The 19511-nt window shown below is 49.2% G+C and carries 16 protein-coding genes; 4 read left to right on the forward strand and 12 right to left on the reverse strand.

The features are described from left to right. Positions 1 to 162 precede the first annotated feature (162 nt). A complete protein-coding gene (locus AB1500_10790; protein ID MEW6183638.1) occupies positions 163 to 921 on the reverse strand; it encodes an acyl-CoA dehydratase activase in 759 nt (252 codons plus the stop codon). Then, positions 922 to 2196 (reverse strand): double-cubane-cluster-containing anaerobic reductase, encoded by a 1275-nt coding sequence (locus AB1500_10795; protein ID MEW6183639.1) that lies wholly within the window; start codon positions 2194 to 2196, stop codon positions 922 to 924. Between the two features lie 167 nt (positions 2197 to 2363). Here AB1500_10795 and AB1500_10800 point away from each other — a divergent pair, with 167 nt between their 5' ends. The 3 genes from AB1500_10800 (at position 2364) to AB1500_10810 (ending at position 4837) form a co-directional block, all read left to right on the forward strand. Next, positions 2364 to 2966: a TetR/AcrR family transcriptional regulator gene (locus AB1500_10800; protein ID MEW6183640.1), complete on the forward strand. Its 603-nt coding sequence runs from the start codon at positions 2364 to 2366 to the stop codon at positions 2964 to 2966. A gap of 68 nt (positions 2967 to 3034) precedes the next feature. Then, positions 3035 to 3973: an alpha/beta hydrolase gene (locus AB1500_10805; GenBank protein ID MEW6183641.1), complete on the forward strand. Its 939-nt coding sequence runs from the start codon at positions 3035 to 3037 to the stop codon at positions 3971 to 3973. A 105-nt stretch (positions 3974 to 4078) separates the two neighbouring features. After that, complete coding sequence (locus AB1500_10810; protein MEW6183642.1) at positions 4079 to 4837, forward strand: glycosyltransferase; 759 nt, start codon at positions 4079 to 4081, stop codon at positions 4835 to 4837. Positions 4838 to 5115: 278 nt separating this feature from the next. Here AB1500_10810 and AB1500_10815 read toward each other — a convergent pair whose 3' ends face one another. From AB1500_10815 to AB1500_10835, 5 genes are all read right to left on the reverse strand, one after another. Next, complete coding sequence (locus AB1500_10815) at positions 5116 to 5454, reverse strand: cupin domain-containing protein (GenBank protein MEW6183643.1); 339 nt, start codon at positions 5452 to 5454, stop codon at positions 5116 to 5118. A 214-nt stretch (positions 5455 to 5668) separates the two neighbouring features. Next, a complete protein-coding gene (locus tag AB1500_10820) occupies positions 5669 to 6475 on the reverse strand; it encodes a prohibitin family protein (protein ID MEW6183644.1) in 807 nt (268 codons plus the stop codon). A 501-nt stretch (positions 6476 to 6976) separates the two neighbouring features. After that, positions 6977 to 7201 (reverse strand): hypothetical protein, encoded by a 225-nt coding sequence (locus AB1500_10825; protein MEW6183645.1) that lies wholly within the window; start codon positions 7199 to 7201, stop codon positions 6977 to 6979. 64 nt (positions 7202 to 7265) lie between these two features. Beyond that, a complete protein-coding gene (locus tag AB1500_10830) occupies positions 7266 to 7637 on the reverse strand; it encodes a hypothetical protein (GenBank protein ID MEW6183646.1) in 372 nt (123 codons plus the stop codon). A 211-nt stretch (positions 7638 to 7848) separates the two neighbouring features. Further along, positions 7849 to 8169: a hypothetical protein gene (locus tag AB1500_10835; protein ID MEW6183647.1), complete on the reverse strand. Its 321-nt coding sequence runs from the start codon at positions 8167 to 8169 to the stop codon at positions 7849 to 7851. A 424-nt stretch (positions 8170 to 8593) separates the two neighbouring features. Between AB1500_10835 and AB1500_10840 the strand changes: the two genes are divergently transcribed. After that, entirely contained in the window at positions 8594 to 9103 is a 510-nt protein-coding gene (locus AB1500_10840; protein MEW6183648.1) for a DUF3231 family protein, read from the forward strand. Between the two features lie 743 nt (positions 9104 to 9846). Here AB1500_10840 and AB1500_10845 read toward each other — a convergent pair. From AB1500_10845 to AB1500_10865, 5 genes are all read right to left on the reverse strand, one after another. Beyond that, positions 9847 to 10917 carry a hypothetical protein gene (locus AB1500_10845; protein MEW6183649.1) on the reverse strand — a complete coding sequence of 357 codons (1071 nt, stop codon included), beginning with the start codon at positions 10915 to 10917 and terminating at the stop codon, positions 9847 to 9849. A 252-nt stretch (positions 10918 to 11169) separates the two neighbouring features. Further along, complete coding sequence (locus AB1500_10850; protein MEW6183650.1) at positions 11170 to 11403, reverse strand: hypothetical protein; 234 nt, start codon at positions 11401 to 11403, stop codon at positions 11170 to 11172. 167 nt (positions 11404 to 11570) lie between these two features. Next, positions 11571 to 14075: a LuxR C-terminal-related transcriptional regulator gene (locus AB1500_10855; GenBank protein ID MEW6183651.1), complete on the reverse strand. Its 2505-nt coding sequence runs from the start codon at positions 14073 to 14075 to the stop codon at positions 11571 to 11573. Between the two features lie 1666 nt (positions 14076 to 15741). Continuing rightward, positions 15742 to 16764 (reverse strand): hypothetical protein, encoded by a 1023-nt coding sequence (locus AB1500_10860; GenBank protein ID MEW6183652.1) that lies wholly within the window; start codon positions 16762 to 16764, stop codon positions 15742 to 15744. Next, positions 16748 to 19468 (reverse strand): serine/threonine-protein kinase, encoded by a 2721-nt coding sequence (locus tag AB1500_10865; GenBank protein MEW6183653.1) that lies wholly within the window; start codon positions 19466 to 19468, stop codon positions 16748 to 16750. Before AB1500_10865 ends, AB1500_10860 begins: the two co-directional genes overlap by 17 nt. Between the last annotated feature and the right edge of the window lie 43 nt (positions 19469 to 19511).

Consider the following 19511-nt stretch of genomic DNA (forward strand, 5'->3'; position numbering starts at 1 on the left):
AAATCCCTCCCATGGTCCACTACATCAGGGGGCGAAAGCCCCAAACACCACCTTCTATAGCATAAACTGCTTTCGGGGTTTTTTACACGAAAAACTTGGGTGGAGCTTGTTTAAAGATAAAAAGGGCACTGCGTTAGAACAGCACCCTTTATGGACCAAGGTTTATTTCTTAAGTCCGGCCAGAGCCGCTCCAAGCGCCCCTACCATCTGCGGCGTTTCCGGTAAAAGCACCGCCCCTTTAATTCTTTCTCTCAACAGCGCTACAACGCACGGGTTCAACGCCACGCCGCCGGTAAAGACCAGCGGGGCTTCACAGCCGACGCGCTGCAGCAGGCCGAAGGCCCTTTCAACCACCGAGGCGTGCAAGGCCCGGCCGATATCCCTCCGGTCGACACCCCTGTGCAGCAGGGAAACCGCCTCTGATTCCGCAAAGACAGTGCACATACTCGTGATTTTCGTACCCGGGCTGCCGGCCATGGAGTCGCGCCCGAACTCCCCGACCGAACCATAACCTAGAGCGCCGGCCATAACCTCGAGAAACTTACCCGTGCCCGCGGCGCACTTGTCGTTCATCTGAAAATCCGCCACATCGCCGCTTTCGTCCAGGGCAATGACCTTCATATCCTGCCCGCCGATATCCAGAACCGTCCCGGCTCCCGGGAACAGACAACCGGCCCCCAGGGCGTGGGCCTTTATCTCGGTGACAACACGCTGCGCAAATTCGGCCTTTGCCGCGTGCCTACCGTACCCGGTAGCGATAACGGCCGCTTCCGGCGGCAGTAAAGCGACCATTTCCCTCGCCCTTTCACCGGGGTTGAACCCAGTGTCTTCGATAACCGACCGGACGGTTTTCAGCCCGTCGAGGACCACCAGCGCGATCGTCCTGGACCCTATGTCGATCCCGGCTCTTACGGTCTCCACTTACCCAATCATCTCCAGGAACGCCTCTAGCCGCGTTTTGAGCTGGCCGGAGTCTTCCTGCCCGTAATCCGTTTCAATCTTCAACAGAGGAATCCCGCGCTCCTTGAGCACCTTCTCCACCCGGTTCGCCTCCACCATGTACGGGTCGCAAAACGCCAGGGAACAGTGGATGACCCCGTCCGCCTTGTATTCTTCCGCAAGCTGCGCCAGTTTTTCCGTCCTGCCGCCGTTGGGGGTGAAGCAGGCGCAGTTTATATCAAGATACCGCTCCGCAATGTCATCGAGCATCCGTTCCGCGTCCGCGCCGTCCTCCGGCACCGTGTTTTCAAAATAGCGCAGGCCGGTGCACAGCTCCTCGGCCACGATCGCCGCGCCGCTGCTTTCAATGATGTGGGGCACCTTCCAGTTCGGGATCGCCATCGGCGTGCCGGACACAATGACCCGCGGCGCGCCCGCGCCGTCAGCCCCCCTACCTTCCCCGACGCGGGTTTCAAGTTCGTCGCACAATTCGTTGACCTTGGCGGTAAAACGTTCCACGTCGTCGTACATGGCGATCTGCTCGATCAGCAGGCAGTCCTTGCCGCTGATGGGCGAAGGAGTGTTTTTGCGAAGCTCGGCGAGTCGCATCAGAGCCCGGCGCTTCGCGTTAACCTCCCTGACGGCGCGCCCGAGGGAATCTTTCGTGATTCTGCTCCCGGCGATTTCCTCCACGTATGCCATGAAATCCCGTACCTCGCTCCGCCACAAGGATCTGTCCTTCGCCCTTTTCATCTGCGGGGTCTCCATGACATGGACGGGGACGTAGTCGCTTAAAATCTCAAAAGCCTTCTTCTTGCCGTCGCAGGTCGTCTCTCCGACGACCACGTCGCAGGACTCGAAATACGGGCACACCCGGGACAGCTTAAACCCCATGAAGGACTTGATCAGGGGACAGATGTTCCTTGGCAGAACCTTTTCGGCCTGCGCGGCGCCGATCTCGATCCCGGAACAGAGCCCGATACAGATACCGCCCGCCGCGCGGACTATCTCCTCCGGCACGAAGACGCAGAAGGCGCCGACAACCTTGCCGCCTCTTGCCTTGTGCTCCTGAAGCTCCTGGATGCGCAAGCCGTGAATCTCGTTGATCACGAAATCGAAATACTCCATGCCCGCCGGCCGGTCGCTCTGCGCCAAATAGACATCCCCGTACGTGGGCGGCAACGCCTGCAAAAGCTGGTCGTGGGCCTCCAGGTCAAGCCCGAGCGATTCCCACATCGAACGGTAATCAGAAGCCATAAAGACACCTCTCTCCGGGAAAATCAGTTTTTGCCATTATACTATGACATTAACTTATCAGGCAAATAACTAAATGTTATGATAAGTTCTCTTATTGCAAAGTCAATAATATCTTTATATACTATAAACATACCGACCGTTCAGTACATTAATAACGGAGACGGCCTATGAACAAACGCAGACTCGAAGGAGAGCAAACAAAAAGACACATCGTCGACAAAGCCAAACTCTTGTTTTCACGGAAGGGATACGCCGCCACCTCCATAGAAGACATCTGTGCCGCGGTAGGATGCAGCAAGGGCAGCATCTACTACCATTTTAAAAACAAAGAAGACCTGTTCCTTTGTTTGGCGGAACAATCCTTCAAGGAATGGTGGGAGGGGTGGGAAGCAATCTCCTCTCAATATGAATCCGTTACCGAAAAACTATATGCTTACGGCGACTACACCGTAGACAATTTCCAAAAACCGATGAACAATGTCGGCGAGGAGTTTTTTGAAAAGGTAGGAATGGACTCGGAAAGCGGTAAAAAATTACTCGCCGTTATCAACACCTTCATGGAGGGTTTAGAAAAGTTAATGTCGGAGGGGATCGCCGGAGGCGAGTTTAAAAATGAAGACCCCAAGGAATTGGCCTTTTTTTTCGCGACTTTTCATATCGGACTGAGTCATGGTTTTCCGATGGGTACGGATAGGGAAACCATGAGAAGTCAATATCGCAAAGCGACTACCCTGTTTTTACAAGGTATAAGCACCAGGAACGAGACCTAATTTTTTTTGCCGTCTACTATACCGACCGGTCAGTATCTATTTTCAATGCTACCGGGGAGGGAGATGATGTGAAATCAGCGACCCAAACCGTCTCTGATAAAAGAACAAACGAGGTGGTTGCAAAGATGACAAAAAGATTCAAAAGCTCTGAAGGACAACGATTGCTGTACGAGTCTTACGACCGGTTGCTGGGATTATGGGGAGTGGATAAAGAGGAACTGTATATAGAAACCAGGTATGGGACGACACACGTCATCGCCACAGGCGACACGGCTAATCCCCCTCTGTTGCTTTTTCATGGCAGCGGTGATAATTCGTCAATACAGTGGTTGTCCAACATGCACGAATTAGCAAAGCATTTTCATGTCATAGCCGTGGATTCTTTCGCTGGGGCGGGTAAAAGTGAACCCAACGAAAGATACTCCAAAGAATTCGACCCGGCTTTATGGATCGATGACATCCTAAACGCTTTGGCGATCAACAAAACCCACATGGCCGGAGTATCATACGGCGTCAACCTGGCGTTAACCTATGCCGCCGAGAATCCGGACAGGGTAAGCAGGATTGTATGTATGGCGGCGTATGTCCACGTAAAAGGCATACAATCCCATTTACAGATACTCAGAAGCCTACGGGTTTTCTTCCCGGAAGCTTTAATCCCTACGGAAACAAAGGCAATAAAGTTATTTCAAAAACTATGCGGTCCAAATTTTAATACCCTCTTATTAAACCAAGAGCTGATGAATCACTGGTTTTACATATTGAAATATACCCGGCTTGCGAAACAGAAAATGACAAAATTTAATGATGAAGCAATCGCCGCGTTTCGGGATAAAGCGTTGTTTCTCATCGGTGACTCCGACAGGGTGGTTTATCATCCGTCGGTGATAAAGATGTTTAACGCCTACAATTTGAATTACAAAATTATCAAAAACGCCGGGCATGTAATTAACGGTGAACAACCGGAGTTAATTAACAAAGAAATCATCCGGTTTCTTTCGGCTTAAGGCGCGCCCATGTGCCGGAGATTGCGGATCGGGCGCGGTTTATCAACAATCGAAATGAATCTCCCCTGATTGATGAAGGACCATTGTGAGAAGGAGGAATAATTCATGCGTAAAAGCGCCCAAGGGTCTGACGGTGGTATTGAGCGGAAGATCAAGTTTTCCATCATCATACCCGCTTACAATGAAGAAAAATTAATAAAAAGATGCCTGGATTCGATCGTTGCCGCATCAGCGCCTTACAAAGATCGGGTTGAAATAATCGTCGTACTGAATCGTTGTACCGACCGGACCGAAGAAATAGCGTTGTCCTACAACTGCATTATCGCAAAAGAAGATAGCAAGAATATGGCCAAAATCAGGAATGCCGGGGCCAAAGCTGCGCGAGGCGAGATAATAGTTACCATCGATGCCGACAACTGGATGACCGGCAATATGCTGACCGAAATAGAAAAACACTTGAAAACGGGAAGATACATCGGCGGCGGTGTCAGGGGTAAACTCGAAAGAATATCTTTAGGGATAATAGCATCCTTATTAGTATTTATCCCGCTGTTTATCAAGTACGGAAACGTCTCCGTGGGCCTCTTCTGGTGCTATAAGAAGGACTTTGACGCAATAAACGGGTTCAATGAAAACCTGCGTATGGGGGAAGACATCGACTTCGCACTGCGTCTTAAAAAATGGGGCAAGAAATCCGGTAAAAAGTACGGAACCATCACCAAAGCAACCATGATGACCTCGTGCAGGAAATGGGATATGTTCGGCGACTGGAGTTTATTCAAACAGCCCAAACTGGTCTGGGGCATCCTTAAAGGGGATGTGGAGGAATTCGCCGACGAGTGTTTCTATGACATAAAAAAGTGAGGTACGCTGCGGTACTATTCGGCGAAGCGGCAACCCAGAGCTGTAAACCGTACCGCCCGACGAGATTTGTAACGACAAGGATGTTTCAATTGGTTTAAGCTTTCATTTGATACCCGCCTGTTATTTGGACCACGCCGTCCGGGAAGTGACTTAAAGGCGGGAAGCCCTCCAACTCAACCAAGACTGGAGGGCTTCCGTTTTACCGCGGACAGCCGCATCCGTTGCCGCGACCTTAAACACTCGTGGTGCCGCCGCAGGCGGCGTATGGCACTCCTCTATTACTTCACTGCGTCTTTCGGCAGGTAATCCTCTCTAACCGGTGAGAACACTTCGATGGCCACCGATTCTTCCACGATCCCGGCGCCGTGCTCGACGCCGCCCGGGATACACCAGCTGTCGCCGGGTCGCACGTCATACTCCTCCGCGCCGATTGAAAGACGGATACGGCCTTTCACAAGGTACCCCGTCTGTTCATGAGGGTGCGCGTGCCGGGGCAGGGTGGCGCCTTTTTTCAATAGAAACTCCGCCATCAGGGTCTTAGCGCCGTACACCAGCGTCTTCTGTTCAATCCCGTCCAAAACGGGCATATATCCGTTTTTTCCGTGCCCTGTGAACATGCTTGACTCCATTTTTCACATATGTTTGGTAGCATTATATTCCACTAATCCCGCTCTCGACAAGCCGGTGTTCGAGTTAACGGCGCTTATCCCCACAGCAACGCGCCGACCGCCCGCGGCTGATCGCTCCCCCATAGAAAGAACCTCCCGTGCCGTTACAACGGGAGGTTCCTGTTGTCTTTAAACCGAAGGTTAAGTCGAGTGACTGTCGCCCCTACTTTTTATCCGGCGAGACCTGGATGAAAGGAACCGTCCCGCCCGTGACGTTCGGCAGTCGGCCGTCCCACTTCTCCACGGCCTGCTTCTGAACCTCGATCTCCCGCAGCCTCACGAGTTCCGTTGTAACCTGCTGTTTCTGGATGCGGAGCGCCTCCGCCTCCGCCTTGGCGGAAGCCACCTTCTGCTCGGCCTCGATCTTGATGCGTTCCAGGTCGCGTTTGGCTTTCAAGGCGCGCTGTTCCGCGGCCAGCTTCTCTTCCACCGCTTCGTTGAACTTCGCGCTAAAGTCGAAGTTGACGACGTTGAACCCGTCCACGTAAATGCCGTACGGCCGTATCTTGCTATCGAGCAGCGCCTTGATGTCGGCGCTTACTATGCGGCGCTCGCTTATCAGTTCCTCTGCCGTATATTTCGCGGTGACCGCTTTCACCGCTTCCTGAATGGCCGGTTCGATAATCGTAACGCCGTAGTCCTTCCCCACCTGCTCATACAGGTGCGCCGCCGAAGAAGGGTTGACGTGGAAGTTGAGGGCGATCACCGACGTGACGGTCTGCAGGTCCTTACTGGCGGCGTCGGCCTCCGCCTGCTCTTTCTGCACCCGCACGTCCATCTTGTAGACCGTCTGCATCAGCGGTATTCTGAAGTGAATCCCTTCGTCAAGCGTGGCCTTAACCGCGCCGAACTGCAGCAGAATCCCCTGGTGCCCCGCCGGAATAATCACCCACGGACAGAGTACCACGAAGAAAAGCACAACGCCGGCGATTCCCGCCAAAGTCCGGGGTACCGGTTTACTTAAATTCAAAAGAAACACCCTTTCTTCCCCAATGTAGGGTTATATACGGAGCCGCCCTCTCACCTCCAACCCCTCGTTGTAAACGCCCGCAGCCGCAGGTCCCCGGACGGCGCTGTTTTTCGTCCCCGGGCGCCGTGCCCGCGGGTTCAGCCCCGATAAAACGCGTCCGGGTTAGTAAAATTCGACGTTTTGCACGCTCTTCCTGTGGGCTGTGAAAAAATCAACGGTTATTTCTTGCCGAAGGGATTAACGCAGAAGATAGAGGAGGGGCAGCCTTTTCCGGCATATGTCCGCCGGGGTTCAGGGAAGTGCGCTCCCATTTCTCACATCTTGTAGAGTGCACCTTGTGAACAAACGCCGGCAGCTAAGATTCTTGTCGCTGCGTTCCATCATTCAACAGAGATGTTACAGGAACTAAGTTATGGTATAGCATATCTGGTAACATTCAAAAAGTAACCTGTTCCATTTTCCCCTTCCGTGAAGAGGTTGTTGGATGATGTACCCGAAGAACTAACGCAGCAACATCGCAAGGGAGATGATTATCGCCAGCACGAAGCCGACGGCGGCCGCAAGGGCACCGCCCCGGGTGATGCTTTTCCTGAAGAACAGTAAACCGACAGCGAGGCCGACCGCCCCAAACACGAACATGGCCAAGGCATTCCCCCATGCCGTAAGCAGGAGCATCACGGCTACCGCCAGGGCTGCCAACCTATCGTTAGACGACTGGCTGCTCATGGATTTTAACTCCTTTCCAGTTCCTGCGAATTCCTTACCCGTTAAAAATTCTTGCAAATATGTGCTAAATAAATCCGCCGAGCAGGATGAGGACCGCGGAGGCCGTAAAGATGACCGGGCAAAGCTTGAAGAGAAAGAAGTTTACCTCGAACCCGGTGAACAAAGAAACGGCCGCCAGCACCAGCAGGCCAAAGAAGGATAGGCCGTAAACCGCTCTGGAGACGGCGCTTACAGGATCGATGTAAGTAACCGCCGCCACCAAAACGCCGATGAAGATTAAGGCTATCCCCTCTACGATCCACTCCATAGTAATAATGCGCCGGTTGTCGGCACTGATGTCACCAAAGTCTCTCACCACGGCCTTCGTGGGGAACAGATGCGCGATCCCCCACAGACCCGTTAAGGCCGCGGCAAGATATAACAGAACCTGGTCCACCGATATCCCTTCCCGAAAACTTCAATGTTTGGATTAACAAGAATTCGCCCGATAAAGCCGTTTTTCCTTTAAGCATGGAAGGAATAAGGTTTCTACGATTACGGCTTAGCGTCCCGCAGTACCCGCAAATAAGTATCCTATCCCCTTATTTCCCTCGCAAACAAGAAAAGCCGCCCCGGTGAGAGCGGCTTATTCTCAGGAAACCGTACAATTACTTAAGACGATACTCGCCTTTTTCGTCTTTAATCAGCAGACCCTCATTATAAAGCTCTTCCATCACAAATAGAAAAGCAACATAGTTTTCAAGCCCTACTTTTCTCATGACTGTCCGGTTGTCGCTGTAATATTTCTTCATTGCTTGATATAAGGGCTCTTTGTAGGCCTTAACAAACTTTTTAACCTCTTCTTCTCCTTTTTGGGTCAAACAATGGTCAGAAGTCAGAAATCCTTTTTCTATTAGTTCCTTTGTTTCCGGGCTCCCTACCCGATGCATCAAGCATAATTTTACGAACAATTCTTCGTTCCGGGCCACTTATTCACCTCCCCCCTATGATTATTATCGTTAAGGGAGGTTTTACCTTTAGTCTTTTTTACCTAAAAATCTTTTTGAAGGGCGAACTCTGTCAGACTGTACCCGAGAAGCATCCCTGATACGACCGGAATTATGGAAGCCGCTGCCCCATTCGAGTAGCCTTTTCCCGGTGTATGTCCATCAACAATTCTCACTTCCGACATCCCGTTTCTCACATCCCACAGGCGACCCTTCATAGAGCGCACCTTGCGGACAAACGCCGGCAGATGAAATATGTTAACAAGTTAGGTGCCTGGCACCGGAATTCCTCGTGGCTTGCTTAAAAAAGCGCTGCGCACTTTCGGATTTTAGTGCATTTCTTTTTTGGTTTCGATCAAAAATATAGATAATCCAAATCCTAAATACTGAGGATGCGTTATTCTTGGTGCAAATCGGAGATATCCATATAGGAAGACCCGAAACAGCTAACCCAATTGTTGCTGATGTGCTGGAAGTATCCGCTTTATGGGATGAATTAGTTTCCAGGTATAACGCTATCGAATTCACACAAATCGTTCAAAACTTTGCTCACGATGTAGACTTGAAGCTGATCCTGAGCAAAGGCTTGTTTAATACCCTTGAACGACAGGTTGATAAGTTAGAGGCGGAAATGAATAAGCTGAAAATACCGTTACCGGAAAGACCTCCCAAGTCCGTTAACACCCCCTCCACAAGCGGTATATTGCAAGATAAGTTCATTTTCGGCTTGTTGTTCACGGGTATGCAGAGTATGTTAAGCTCTCACATCAAACATGTTCAGGTAATAACCACAATGGATGGCCTGAGGAAAATGCTTATAGATTTTGTTCATGAAGAACTGAGCCTTTTTGACAAAATGATCCTATACGGCAAGCTTAAGGGTTGGCTCAGAAACCCGCCAAAATTCAGCCCGTAATAATTTAGCCGCCACTTTTAGCCTGTCCCCTATTTCAATACAGACGTTCATGACACCTACGGTGTCACGATCAGAGTATGAAAATGAGCTTTTACTTCCGTTGTCCCCCGGATCGCTGTGCTCCATGCCGACGCGACATCGGCTTGGCTTGGAGCGAACAGGGCTCGCTTATGCGAGGCCGCTGCAAAACTGCGCCTATCTTTGTCAAGCTTGCCGTGCGGTGCTCACGTACTGCCGTGTACGCTCCGCGCCGTCCGGCTTCACTTTCCGCGCTATGCTTGTTCTTCACGACTCCCGGAACCTTTCTGAGTTTGATCGCCGACAATGCTATGTCATTTTTCTCCCGACCATGATATCTCGCGCACTCTCTAGAGCCGATATTAATTTCCTATGGAATGTCGTTGAGATTATCGGAAGGAATATCCGTCTGATTCAAACCTTTACCTTTAACACGGGCACGATGCGCGCGCCTGTTAGCTTAGCCGACTCTTCGCCGTGTCAGCGTTGACGGCCCTTCATAGAGCGCACCTTAACGGACAAAATGCCAGCCTAAAATATAGTTAGGTGCCAGGCACCCCAAAAGCCCCTGGGAGGGGTTAGTCTCCCAGGGGTTATTATATGTCCACATCATTGCCCACTAAAGTTGGCATCATTTTGTGTAATCTGACCGTCCCGGCAGTTCCGTCCCAAACCACAGCAGGAACGAGGGTGGACGACAGTACGCGACGCTCATGCCAAGCTTATCACGGGCTTGGTGGGTATATGCCGTATGACGTATCTACCGTTCTTTCATAACCGCCCAATATTGAAGAAGAATTTGCGCTGGCTGTGTTTTTAAAGCCGCCGGAGACTGTAGAAAGATACCCACTGGCCGTGTTAAAAGTGCCGCCTAAGACTGTAGAATACTGGGCTTCGGCCTTGTTGTCGCTGCCGCCTAAGACCGAAGCCAAAGCCCCGCTGGCCGTGTTGTTCCAGCCGCCTAAGACCGAAGCGAAACCCCCGCTGGCCATGTTGTTCCAGCCTGCCAATATTCCACCATAACTACTGTAATTTTGCGCTGCACCGACAATAACATAGTGTGAGCCTGATCTCACATCAGGACCGCTAATCCTAGATTCATTATAACCGATAATAAGGTTGCCCAGTCCGTTCGGGGATGCCCATGTGCTACCATTACCGTTGACAATCTGCACATTCATCCCGCTGAAGCGTATGGTGGGGTAGCCTCCAAACTCTACCCGGGAAACGCCGGCCAACAGATTCTCCAGGGCACTGACTCTAGTAACCAGGTTAGCATTTGCCGTCTCTAGGTCATTTACTTTTGTTTCTAAAGCAGTAATTCTTGCGAGTATCGAGTTTAAAGTCTCAGCATCAACGGTTCCCGCTGGCCCCTGTTCACCTGTATCACCCTTATCGCCCTTTTCACCCTGCGGCCCCCGGGGTCCCATTGGCCCGGTTTCACCTTGGGGGCCCTGCTCTCCCTGTGGCCCCATTGGCCCGATTTCACCCTGCGGCCCTGGAGGGCCCTCTGGTCCTGCCGGCCCCGCCGGCCCGGTTTCACCCTGGATACCCTGTGGCCCCTGCTCACCTGTATCGCCCTTTTCACCCTGCGGTCCAGTTACGTTCCAGGAGATAGGCACCTCATCTTTTTTGATACCTACACCCTCATCAAAGATAAGTCGAAGAGTGCCATCCCTTTTGTGATAAGCCGCATTGATGATGCCGTTTCCAGGCTCTGTTGCTCCAGCAGCAATTATAACGGTCCCCAAAACGATAATTGCAATTAATATTGCTGTCATCCACTTCCTACTCATTATAGTCACCCTTTCATTTAAAATATGATATGCCCCAGGTTTAAGGCTTACTGATTCGCGCTATAATTCGCGCTATAATAAGCGTTTGTATGCAATCTTATAAAACTGGGGGGTTGGTTGACCATGCGCCCGCAGGCATCAACTCCTTAAGAGAAATTGTTTTTCTAGCTGTCCGCCTAAAAGAGCATCTTGTTTATATTCGGATCCACGCATGAGCGCCCGTTCAAAGAGGGACTCTTAATTCATTGTCCTTTATCTTTCAAGCATATTGACAATCTCATCGATAGTCAGTTGGCAGATACTGTCCCAGACCAAGGTGTTTGCATGCTCCACCCTGACCGACTTGAACCTGGCCAGGTCGCTTAGCCCGCCAAAGCGTACGGTCTGCAGCTTGGGCCGCATATCGTAGATGATGCGGTGGCGGTTGTCAAGTCTGATCAACAGGGTATGGTCGTCATTCGGGATGACGCTGACGATTCTGGCCAAATAGAATCCATCCTTTATAGATGAGATGGCAGCCTTGACCCGCCCCGGCGGAACCTATCCTATTTTGGGGAATGGAAAACCCTGCCGTAGCAAGAGCATAGCAGGGTTTTTTATTGGTTGATATTATCCGAAAGGATACATTTATTTCTTATCTGACCTGGCGAACCTTAATCCCCACCGCCTGCCGGAGAGATAATTGTGCCAATTCCCAGTTCCAGAGCTTTTCTGACAGCAGCAGCCCGTCCTCGGGCCCCCAGTTTCCGGTAGACGGCGGTGATATTTTTTTTCACGGTAACCTCGGCGATAAACAGCGTGGCGGCAATCTCCCGGTTGGTTTTGCCTTCGATGACCAGCCGCAGGATCTCCTTTTCCCGCCCAGTCAGGGGGGACGCAGGTGTTTTCCCCCTGTCAAGTCTTTGCAGGTTGGCCTTGTAGCGAGCCGCCTCCGCAGCCAGCCTGCCCAGGTATTCATCGGCGGGGCTTTCCTTTTGCAAGACCTTGAGGAGATCGCTGATATACACGCCGTATTCGGCAAATGGCAGTATGAGAGCATCCGCACGGGCCAGGTTTAAGGCCGGCAATAGGGCGGCCTTTGCTTCCGGCAATCCGTAAAGCCTATACTTGGCGGCAGCATCGAGGATATGGGCGTGAATATGGCCGAGCAGGTTGTTAAAAATAGAGAAATGTTGATGCAGCTCCTCGCAGAGCACTTCCAGTTTAAGAAAGTTTTCTTCCAGCAGGAGGTACTTGGCGTATACCAGGTAATTAAAAGCCATACCCTGGTAAAAGATTTCACTGTGTTTCATGTCACCGGCTTTAAGCCATGGGGCAAAGCTTTGCACATCGCCAAGGACTCCTCCCATATAGCCCAAACACAACTCAAGAGTATTATCGAAAACAGGATTATTGTACTCCGTTACCGTGCTGCTTAAATCATTTAAAACCGATCTTGCCGTTAAAAATCGGCCGCGCGCAGCCCACATCCTGGCCAGGGTAAACTGGGCGCTGATAATAATAGGGACCTGATCCATGGTTTGGGCCCTGAAAATGGCTTTCCGGGCATAGCGTCCGGCTCCGTCCAGGTCACCGGTTTCGAGGCAGTATTCCGCCCTGGCCAGATACTCGAAACCTGTACCGCAGCCGTTTGACAACTCCTGGAAGTAATGGAAGACGCGATCTAAAAATTCTACAATTTTAAGCAATTCACCCTTTTCCCGGTAGTAGAGGTAAAGGGTATGGGGGCTGCCGAAGGTAAACATCATCTCTTTGTTGGCGATGGAAGAGCTGCCGTCAAGGAGTTCGTGTGCCTTTAAATGCAGCGAATGCATTTGCTGCACGTCATTAAAGTAAAGGAAACTTCTGGCCAGCGTGATTTCGCCGGAGATACGCCTTTTTAGTGTTGGGGATGTAGCGTGATCGTCCCGGTAATACTCCTCGATTTGGTCCAGGAGTCGCGCGCCGCCCTCCATGTCCACATCGATAAGATAAAAGTTGGCATATTTGATGTAGCCGATGGGATGACGGTATTTCGCCTCGGCGGGTATTTGTTCAAACAGCTCCACTATTTCCGCTGTGGCCGCATCGATCACCCGGGTTATACCGGGGTTTTCAAACTCAGTCAAAATAAGGTCATATTCACCGGCCTTTAAGAAAAATTTTAAGCCTCCAAGCAGGTTGCTGTTTTGAATCTCCCACTCGCCCGCACGCCTGTACAGATCGGCAAGCTCAAGTTCATCGGACTGTGCAACAAGGAGTTCTTTTAAATACCCACCGAAAATGTTGTGCAGGATATACTTATCATTCTGACCATCATAGCGTATCAGGGAATTGTCTCTGCTCAACTTTTGCATCAACCCTGCGGCTTCCTTTTTACCCGTCATATATACTGCCTGCCGCGGTGTAAAGCTGTTGAGGACGGATAGGGACATCAGCAAGTGTGCTTCATCGGCAGTATACCGTGCCATGATTGCGGTTCCCATGAGCGTATTGATATCTGTCCCCTGGTCAAGAGCGCCGGTTTCAGCGTAGCGCTGCATGATTAGGTAGACAGCGGTAATCCAGCCCTCGGTAATCGCATACACCTGATTTGTCATGGCGGCAGAGATGTCATAACCAAACAGCTTGAAATACTCTTTTATATCATTTGGCGACAGTTCGAATAAAGAACTTTTCAGCTGGAAGCAGTATCCCTTGAGTCTCAACTCTTCAATGTTGAATAGGGGTCTTGTCCTGGAGATGATGAGGATATGAAAGCCGGGTATTTTTTTCCTGATAATTCTCTCTATCAGCACATCCAGTTCCGGCGCCTGGGCAGAATGGTAGTCATCGATGACCAAAATGGTGTTGGTAAGATAGGTATAATCTTCAATAAGATCAAGGATCCTGTCCCGCTGCGGCGCGTCGGTGGGGAAGCCCAGGGTGTTAAGCCGGTGACCAAACTCCGGCTCAATTCTGGACAACTGCCTGGTAAGGGAGTGCCAGATAGAGTGGGCCGATGTTTCATCACTTTCAACGGACAACCAGGCGTATCTTGCCTTCTGCTGATCAAGAAAATCCCTTACTGCGGTGGTTTTGCCGTAACCCATGGCCGCTACCACCAGTGTCAGTGGGTATTTAAAAATATTATTAAGATGAGTGGTAATTTGTACGCGCTTTAAAATGCGGTGTTCCATCTTGCTTTCGTCCCCCGTTAATTGTCACTGAGGCTGAAACCAAGGGCTAAGTCTAGATTTTTAGCATATTTCGCCGATAATAGTGATTTCTCCTGCATTGTTGCCAACCTTGGGCGTATTGAAGAGATGCAGGCGGGCGACCTTATAAGTTAGGTGCCAGGCACCCCAGAAAGACATCAAGTAAAAGCCGCTCGACTGAAGCAGTAAGAATTTGAGAAAGCCTTCCGGCGTATGTCCACCGGCGCACAGTATTCCATGCCGACGCGACATCAGCTCGCCTCGGAGCGAACCACGGCTGCGCTCTAAGGGCTTGCTATGGTCGCCCTCCGTTGCAGGTGGTACATTTGCAGATTATATCACTACAACTGTAGTGTTTACCGGCCCTCTCACGCAGCCTGTTCGCTTAGCCGAGCCTTCGCCGTGTCGGCGTCAGCGGCCTTCCATAGAGCGCGCGTTGCGGACAAAACGCCGGCGCCTCATCTGGTTCTGCAAAGGCTTTCTTTGGGGAAGTGTGATGTGTAAGATTGGAGGTGGTAAATGGAATAAAATAGGACTTGGCATTCGGCTAAGTCCGCAACGCCGGCAGGAAATATGTTAATAAGTTAGGTGCCTGGCACCAGATTTCCTCCTACCACTTCTCACATTTCGTAGGCGCGCCTTGCGGACAAAACGCCGGCAGGAAATATTTTAATAAGTTAGGTGCCTGGCACCCCCTGGTCCAATATTCTTTTGAACGTCCTCCAATTTTTGTTATAAGCGGGAAGGAAAGTGAGGAGTTAACACAGAAATCACCTCTGATCAGGCAGTTGAAAACAATTCAAAAGTTCAGGGTATAGCACTACGCTTTTTAAGTGAATCGGCGTTACTAGTTTGAGTTTCGCTGTTGTTTTCACTAGTCAAGGTGAATCTTTTATATGTTGCGCCTTCTATGTAAATCCTTTTCCATTGATACCAAGATACTTGCCTTCATTAAACTTATGCACATTGCGCACGCCTGTTCGCTTAGCTGAGTCTTCGCCGTGTCGGCGTTAGCGGCCTTCCATAGAGCGCGCCTTGCGGATCAAACGCCGGCGGCTGAAATATGTTAATAAGTTAGGTGCCTGGCACCTGATTTCCACATATGCATATGCGCTCGATATAATTTGGGGTGTATTTTATCTAGCGGGCATCGAGAGCTACCCCGGATCAGGTCCCGTAGCTCCGGCCCCATGGTCACACGGGCTCTTTATGTCGGTAATCTGGTCGGTAACCCTGACGTCGGTGGTCTGGCTCATCAGCCGCAGCCTCCGCACCAGCCTGATCCTCGGGCTTTTTGTCTTCAGCCACTGGGTAGTGGACTTCATTTCACGGCCGATGGGTGCCGCATTCCCCGGAGATCCCGGACTGCCGCTTTTCTTTGAGGGATCGCAAACGTGGGCCTCGGCTTATACAGTTCGCAAATCGGCGTCTATGCGGGTTAGTTTGGGACACTCATCCTGGGGATCGTCATCTACACTCTCACAGTCATTAAGCTCAGAAAGGCAGAAGGAAAAAGCTGCTCGCCCGGGCAGTAGTCTCACTAACATCCCATTTCTCACATCTCATAGCCGTAGCCGCCTTGAGGATAAAACGCCGGCAGGAAATATGTTAATAAGTAGGTGCCTGGCACCGGATTTCCTCCATAAGTCTATATATTAATTTCATAAACGTATGTCTTGCCTGAACCACGAGAATATCGCTCCGGATTAAACCTCACTGGTGATGTAAACAACAATTGCACCTCCGGATGTCTTCTCCAAAACAAGTAAGCCGCTAAACCCTGCATCTTGCTACAATGAGGAGTAATTGCGACGTCAAAATGTTCTTTCACAATACGAAATTCTTCTTCTAGCTTTGCAAGTATTTCGTCTGTGACTAAAGTGGAAATCTCAGTTTCACGAAGGTGCCAGCGGGAAAATAGTTTTGAATGAAGTTGCCTAGACAAATCTGTACGCCATTGTAAGTCTTCATGAGGGGATTTACCGTAAAAAACAATTAGGGCTCCTGGAGCATAAAGCTCTACCAATCCCTCGATTCGGTTGGGTTCATAACCTGCAAAAACCATTAAACAAGTCTGGCGATCGGGACGGAAATTGCCGCCGAACTCAGGGGGGATATGCACCGATTTTAGAGCCGCACTTTGAAGATAGTCTGCAGCAGTATCGTAATCGTAAGTTATCCAGGCTTTCACTAAGCGTTTCTTGTCCCGCTTTAATGGGAAATACCACCGGGCTTCGGTATAAACCACTGATATACGAAAACCATGAGTAAGACAATAGTGAATTGCACCTATAGCCCACAAGTGAGTCATTCCGGAAATATCAATCAGAGCGGACCGATTGGATAACTTAGGGTATATATCACTAATTTTTGACTTAACGGCCGCGATTGATTGTATAGGTGTATTGGCATTTACAGGGACAATTTCGGGTGTTCCCCCAACCAATTCTGCTAACCTATCACCCAAACGTATATAGTTAGGTTGATTATCTTCGCGCTGACTTTCGTAATGCAATATCAACGCGCTTTCAAAAGAACAACGGGACTTACGAATACGCCGGGGAAACGCAAGAGATCGGTGTTCAAAGCCGCCTGCACATATAATTAGACCGGCTTCGGTATCGTTGTTGAAGTCAAATTCCTTGGGGGTTGAACTATTCATCATCCCCATTTGTAAATAAACTCCCTTGCCGAAATACTGTAGATTTATGTGTCAGATCCTGTAGCTTATTGCGATGTCGCTTAATAAAAAGATCTGGATGCAACAAGAATTCTTCAAATCGTTCTTGGCTAAGATATATATGGTTTCTTACGCGGTATGTAGTCTTAAATGCAGGTGAAAATATTTTATTCATGTCGTACCGTTGGCATAATCCAAACTGAGCTCGAGAAAATGTTATACCCTCACCCAACAATAAACCGTACCTAATAAGCTCATCTAAGGTATCTTGTGCTTCTTTTTTAAGGCTTCCAGTATCCAATCGCTCGATAGAAATTGTTTCGTACCAGCGGCCTTTCTCGCCTGTATCATAACGTTCAAGGTACTGTTTAGAGATTGCTCCTATTGCGCTAATAACGTTTTTGACTAATGGCCCGAGAAGTTTTTGTTCGATTTCTCCAGGTAAGAAAGTTAAAGCCTTAAACTGCCTGATAGAAAATTCCCTCACAGCAGTATCTTGGTCTTGAAGGGAAACCGACATTGTATTTTTAGTAACATTATTTGTTGTGAAAATATGTTCGACTAATTCAAGCAGAGTACGTACACTTCCATGGGACAAACTCCAAATAATATTCCAACCAGCAAAGTATGCGGGTTCAATGGGTGGCCGCCTATGAGAATCTTTTTTATTAGCAAGCCTCGCACCCGGTATACTTAGTGCCGACAGAAACTGCCGTGCATCTTGTGATTTTCCCAGGATCGTTTTAATATTGGACATATAACCGGCTTCTTCAAGACGCCTATCGATAACCCTCGCCATGTATTGTGACAAATTAATGGATCCTCTTCGCTGTGCTTTGACAGAAACTTCGCCTAAGTCCTGATACGATACTTCGTTACGAGTATCTATTGCACGCCCGTCAGCAGTATCAAGTGTATACATAAACTTGTCGCAGGTTATTTTGAAACAGTGGTTCGCTTGACTTGCACGGATGAAAGAGTTTAGAACCTTCTGCATCTCGTAGTGTATATGTCCATAACTGGCGTCATCCACAAGGATATAAAACCGAGTTTGTCTCAGATCTGGGAATATATTTCTCAAAATTCCGAAGAAAGAGTCAAGGTCAGATTCATTAAGCAGCTGAATGTTGTGTGGCCGATGGGTTAGTTCATTCCATACAGCGATCGCAGAATTTTCTCTTGCGGTACAGACAGCAAGACACTGGAGAAAAACAGCCATCGAGTCTGAATCATTAACTACAGCTATTGTTCCAAGTCTTTCACTAAGAAAATGTCTCAACTTTTCGATTTCGGTAGGCATTTTGAGAACTGGCTTCCCAGCAGAATAGTACGATTCAAGACCTTCTCTTAATGTATAGAGAGTCTTAGTCCAGATCTTAAGTACAATTATATGTCTTAAAGAAGCTTGTGTTGAGGGGTCAAACTTAGCCTTACCTATAGCCTCGGGGGTAAAAGCCTTGAATTCGCCCAACCTGCATCTAAAAAGAACACCAAACGCCTTTTTAAAATTGTAATTAATATGTCGTAATTTGGCAGCTAATAAACTGTCTGTTTCCCCTTTAACTAAAACAGAGGGCTGAAATGCCAACACCCTAAGATAGTGTGACTTGCCGCAACCGCGGGGGCCGGATATCCATGTATTACCAAACCGCGAAATAGTCCAAAATCTCGATGGGACTGGTTCAAACAATTTATAAAGCAGTTCAGGGGAGTCTATCTGTTCTACCCTAATCCATTCAAATGGATCGCTAATTGGGATGTGAAAATGGCCTTTAGGAATTTGTGTTTTTTCGCGATAAAAATCCTGGAGTAGCTCTCCAAACGTCTTGTAACTTCCTTCGCGAAGACCCTCCAATACTCTAAACGCTCTTTCACCTAAAAGTAAACGAATAGAATAACCAGGATAGCGCTCAGTTGCAATAATTGCTGCCCGTAAGAGATGATCGCGGAAGTTGTCAATATCAGAGGAAACTTGTAGTTCAGGAGAACAACTGGATGGAACACCTACGAAGTCAATAACCCAAAAATCGCTGGCTACGCCCTTTTGCAGTCCTGGCACTACCAGTATATTTCCTTCGTGCAAGTCACCGTGCTTCAGGCCAGCCTTTTCAATTGCAGCAAGTGTGTTGCCAACTCTCATAATAAAACGTTCAAATATTTCCGGGCCAAAATTTTCTTGATCCTGTAAGAACTCAGCAAAGGTTTTTGCGCCCGAATTGATATACTTCAACACAACGCAAGGTACAATACTAGAACTTCCATCGGGGAACTGAAGATCGACCTGGCCAGCTTCGATAATCTCGGGAAGGGCAACTTCTTCATCTTTAATGTGCTTATGCTTTTGCAAAGCGGTATATATTTGTTTGAAGGTTACCATCCTAGGCAGAAAGATCTTTAATGTACGATGAAAACCATTGCTCAGTTGTTCAGCGAGGAAAGAATAAGATGTTGCTCCCCTTCCAATCAGTTTTTTGACCATATAGCTATTAGGTAAGGCATCAGGTACTTCCATTGGATCTGCCGAAACTTTTGAACCCACCAAAAATTCAAGAGATAGGGAACCGTAGTTTATTCTGTTCTTAGCAATCTCAGCAAGGGTATAAATACCTTTTGTCATCGGCGGTGATAAACTGACCCCATACGGCGGTTGAAAATTGACCCCCTCCAAAAAAAGGAGGGAAACGAATTGGGTCAACCTGAACCTCTTTCTCATGAGCTTAGTCATGGGAGAGAAGAAA

This window comes from Bacillota bacterium, from assembly GCA_040755295.1.
Lineage (GTDB): Bacteria > Bacillota > Desulfotomaculia > Desulfotomaculales > Ammonificaceae > SURF-55.

Excerpts from the sequence above, each read along its gene's own strand:
- AB1500_10855 (MEW6183651.1), bottom strand. The coding sequence starts at position 14,075 with ATGGAACACCGCATTTTAAAGCGCGTACAAATTACCACTCATCTTAAT.
- AB1500_10845 (MEW6183649.1), bottom strand. The coding sequence starts at position 10,917 with ATGAGTAGGAAGTGGATGACAGCAATATTAATTGCAATTATCGTTTTG.
- AB1500_10810 (MEW6183642.1), top strand. The coding sequence starts at position 4,079 with ATGCGTAAAAGCGCCCAAGGGTCTGACGGTGGTATTGAGCGGAAGATC.
- AB1500_10815 (MEW6183643.1), bottom strand. The coding sequence starts at position 5,454 with ATGTTCACAGGGCACGGAAAAAACGGATATATGCCCGTTTTGGACGGG.
- AB1500_10825 (MEW6183645.1), bottom strand. The coding sequence starts at position 7,201 with ATGAGCAGCCAGTCGTCTAACGATAGGTTGGCAGCCCTGGCGGTAGCC.
- AB1500_10860 (MEW6183652.1), bottom strand. The coding sequence starts at position 16,764 with ATGGGGATGATGAATAGTTCAACCCCCAAGGAATTTGACTTCAACAAC.
- AB1500_10795 (MEW6183639.1), bottom strand. The coding sequence starts at position 2,196 with ATGGCTTCTGATTACCGTTCGATGTGGGAATCGCTCGGGCTTGACCTG.
- AB1500_10800 (MEW6183640.1), top strand. The coding sequence starts at position 2,364 with ATGAACAAACGCAGACTCGAAGGAGAGCAAACAAAAAGACACATCGTC.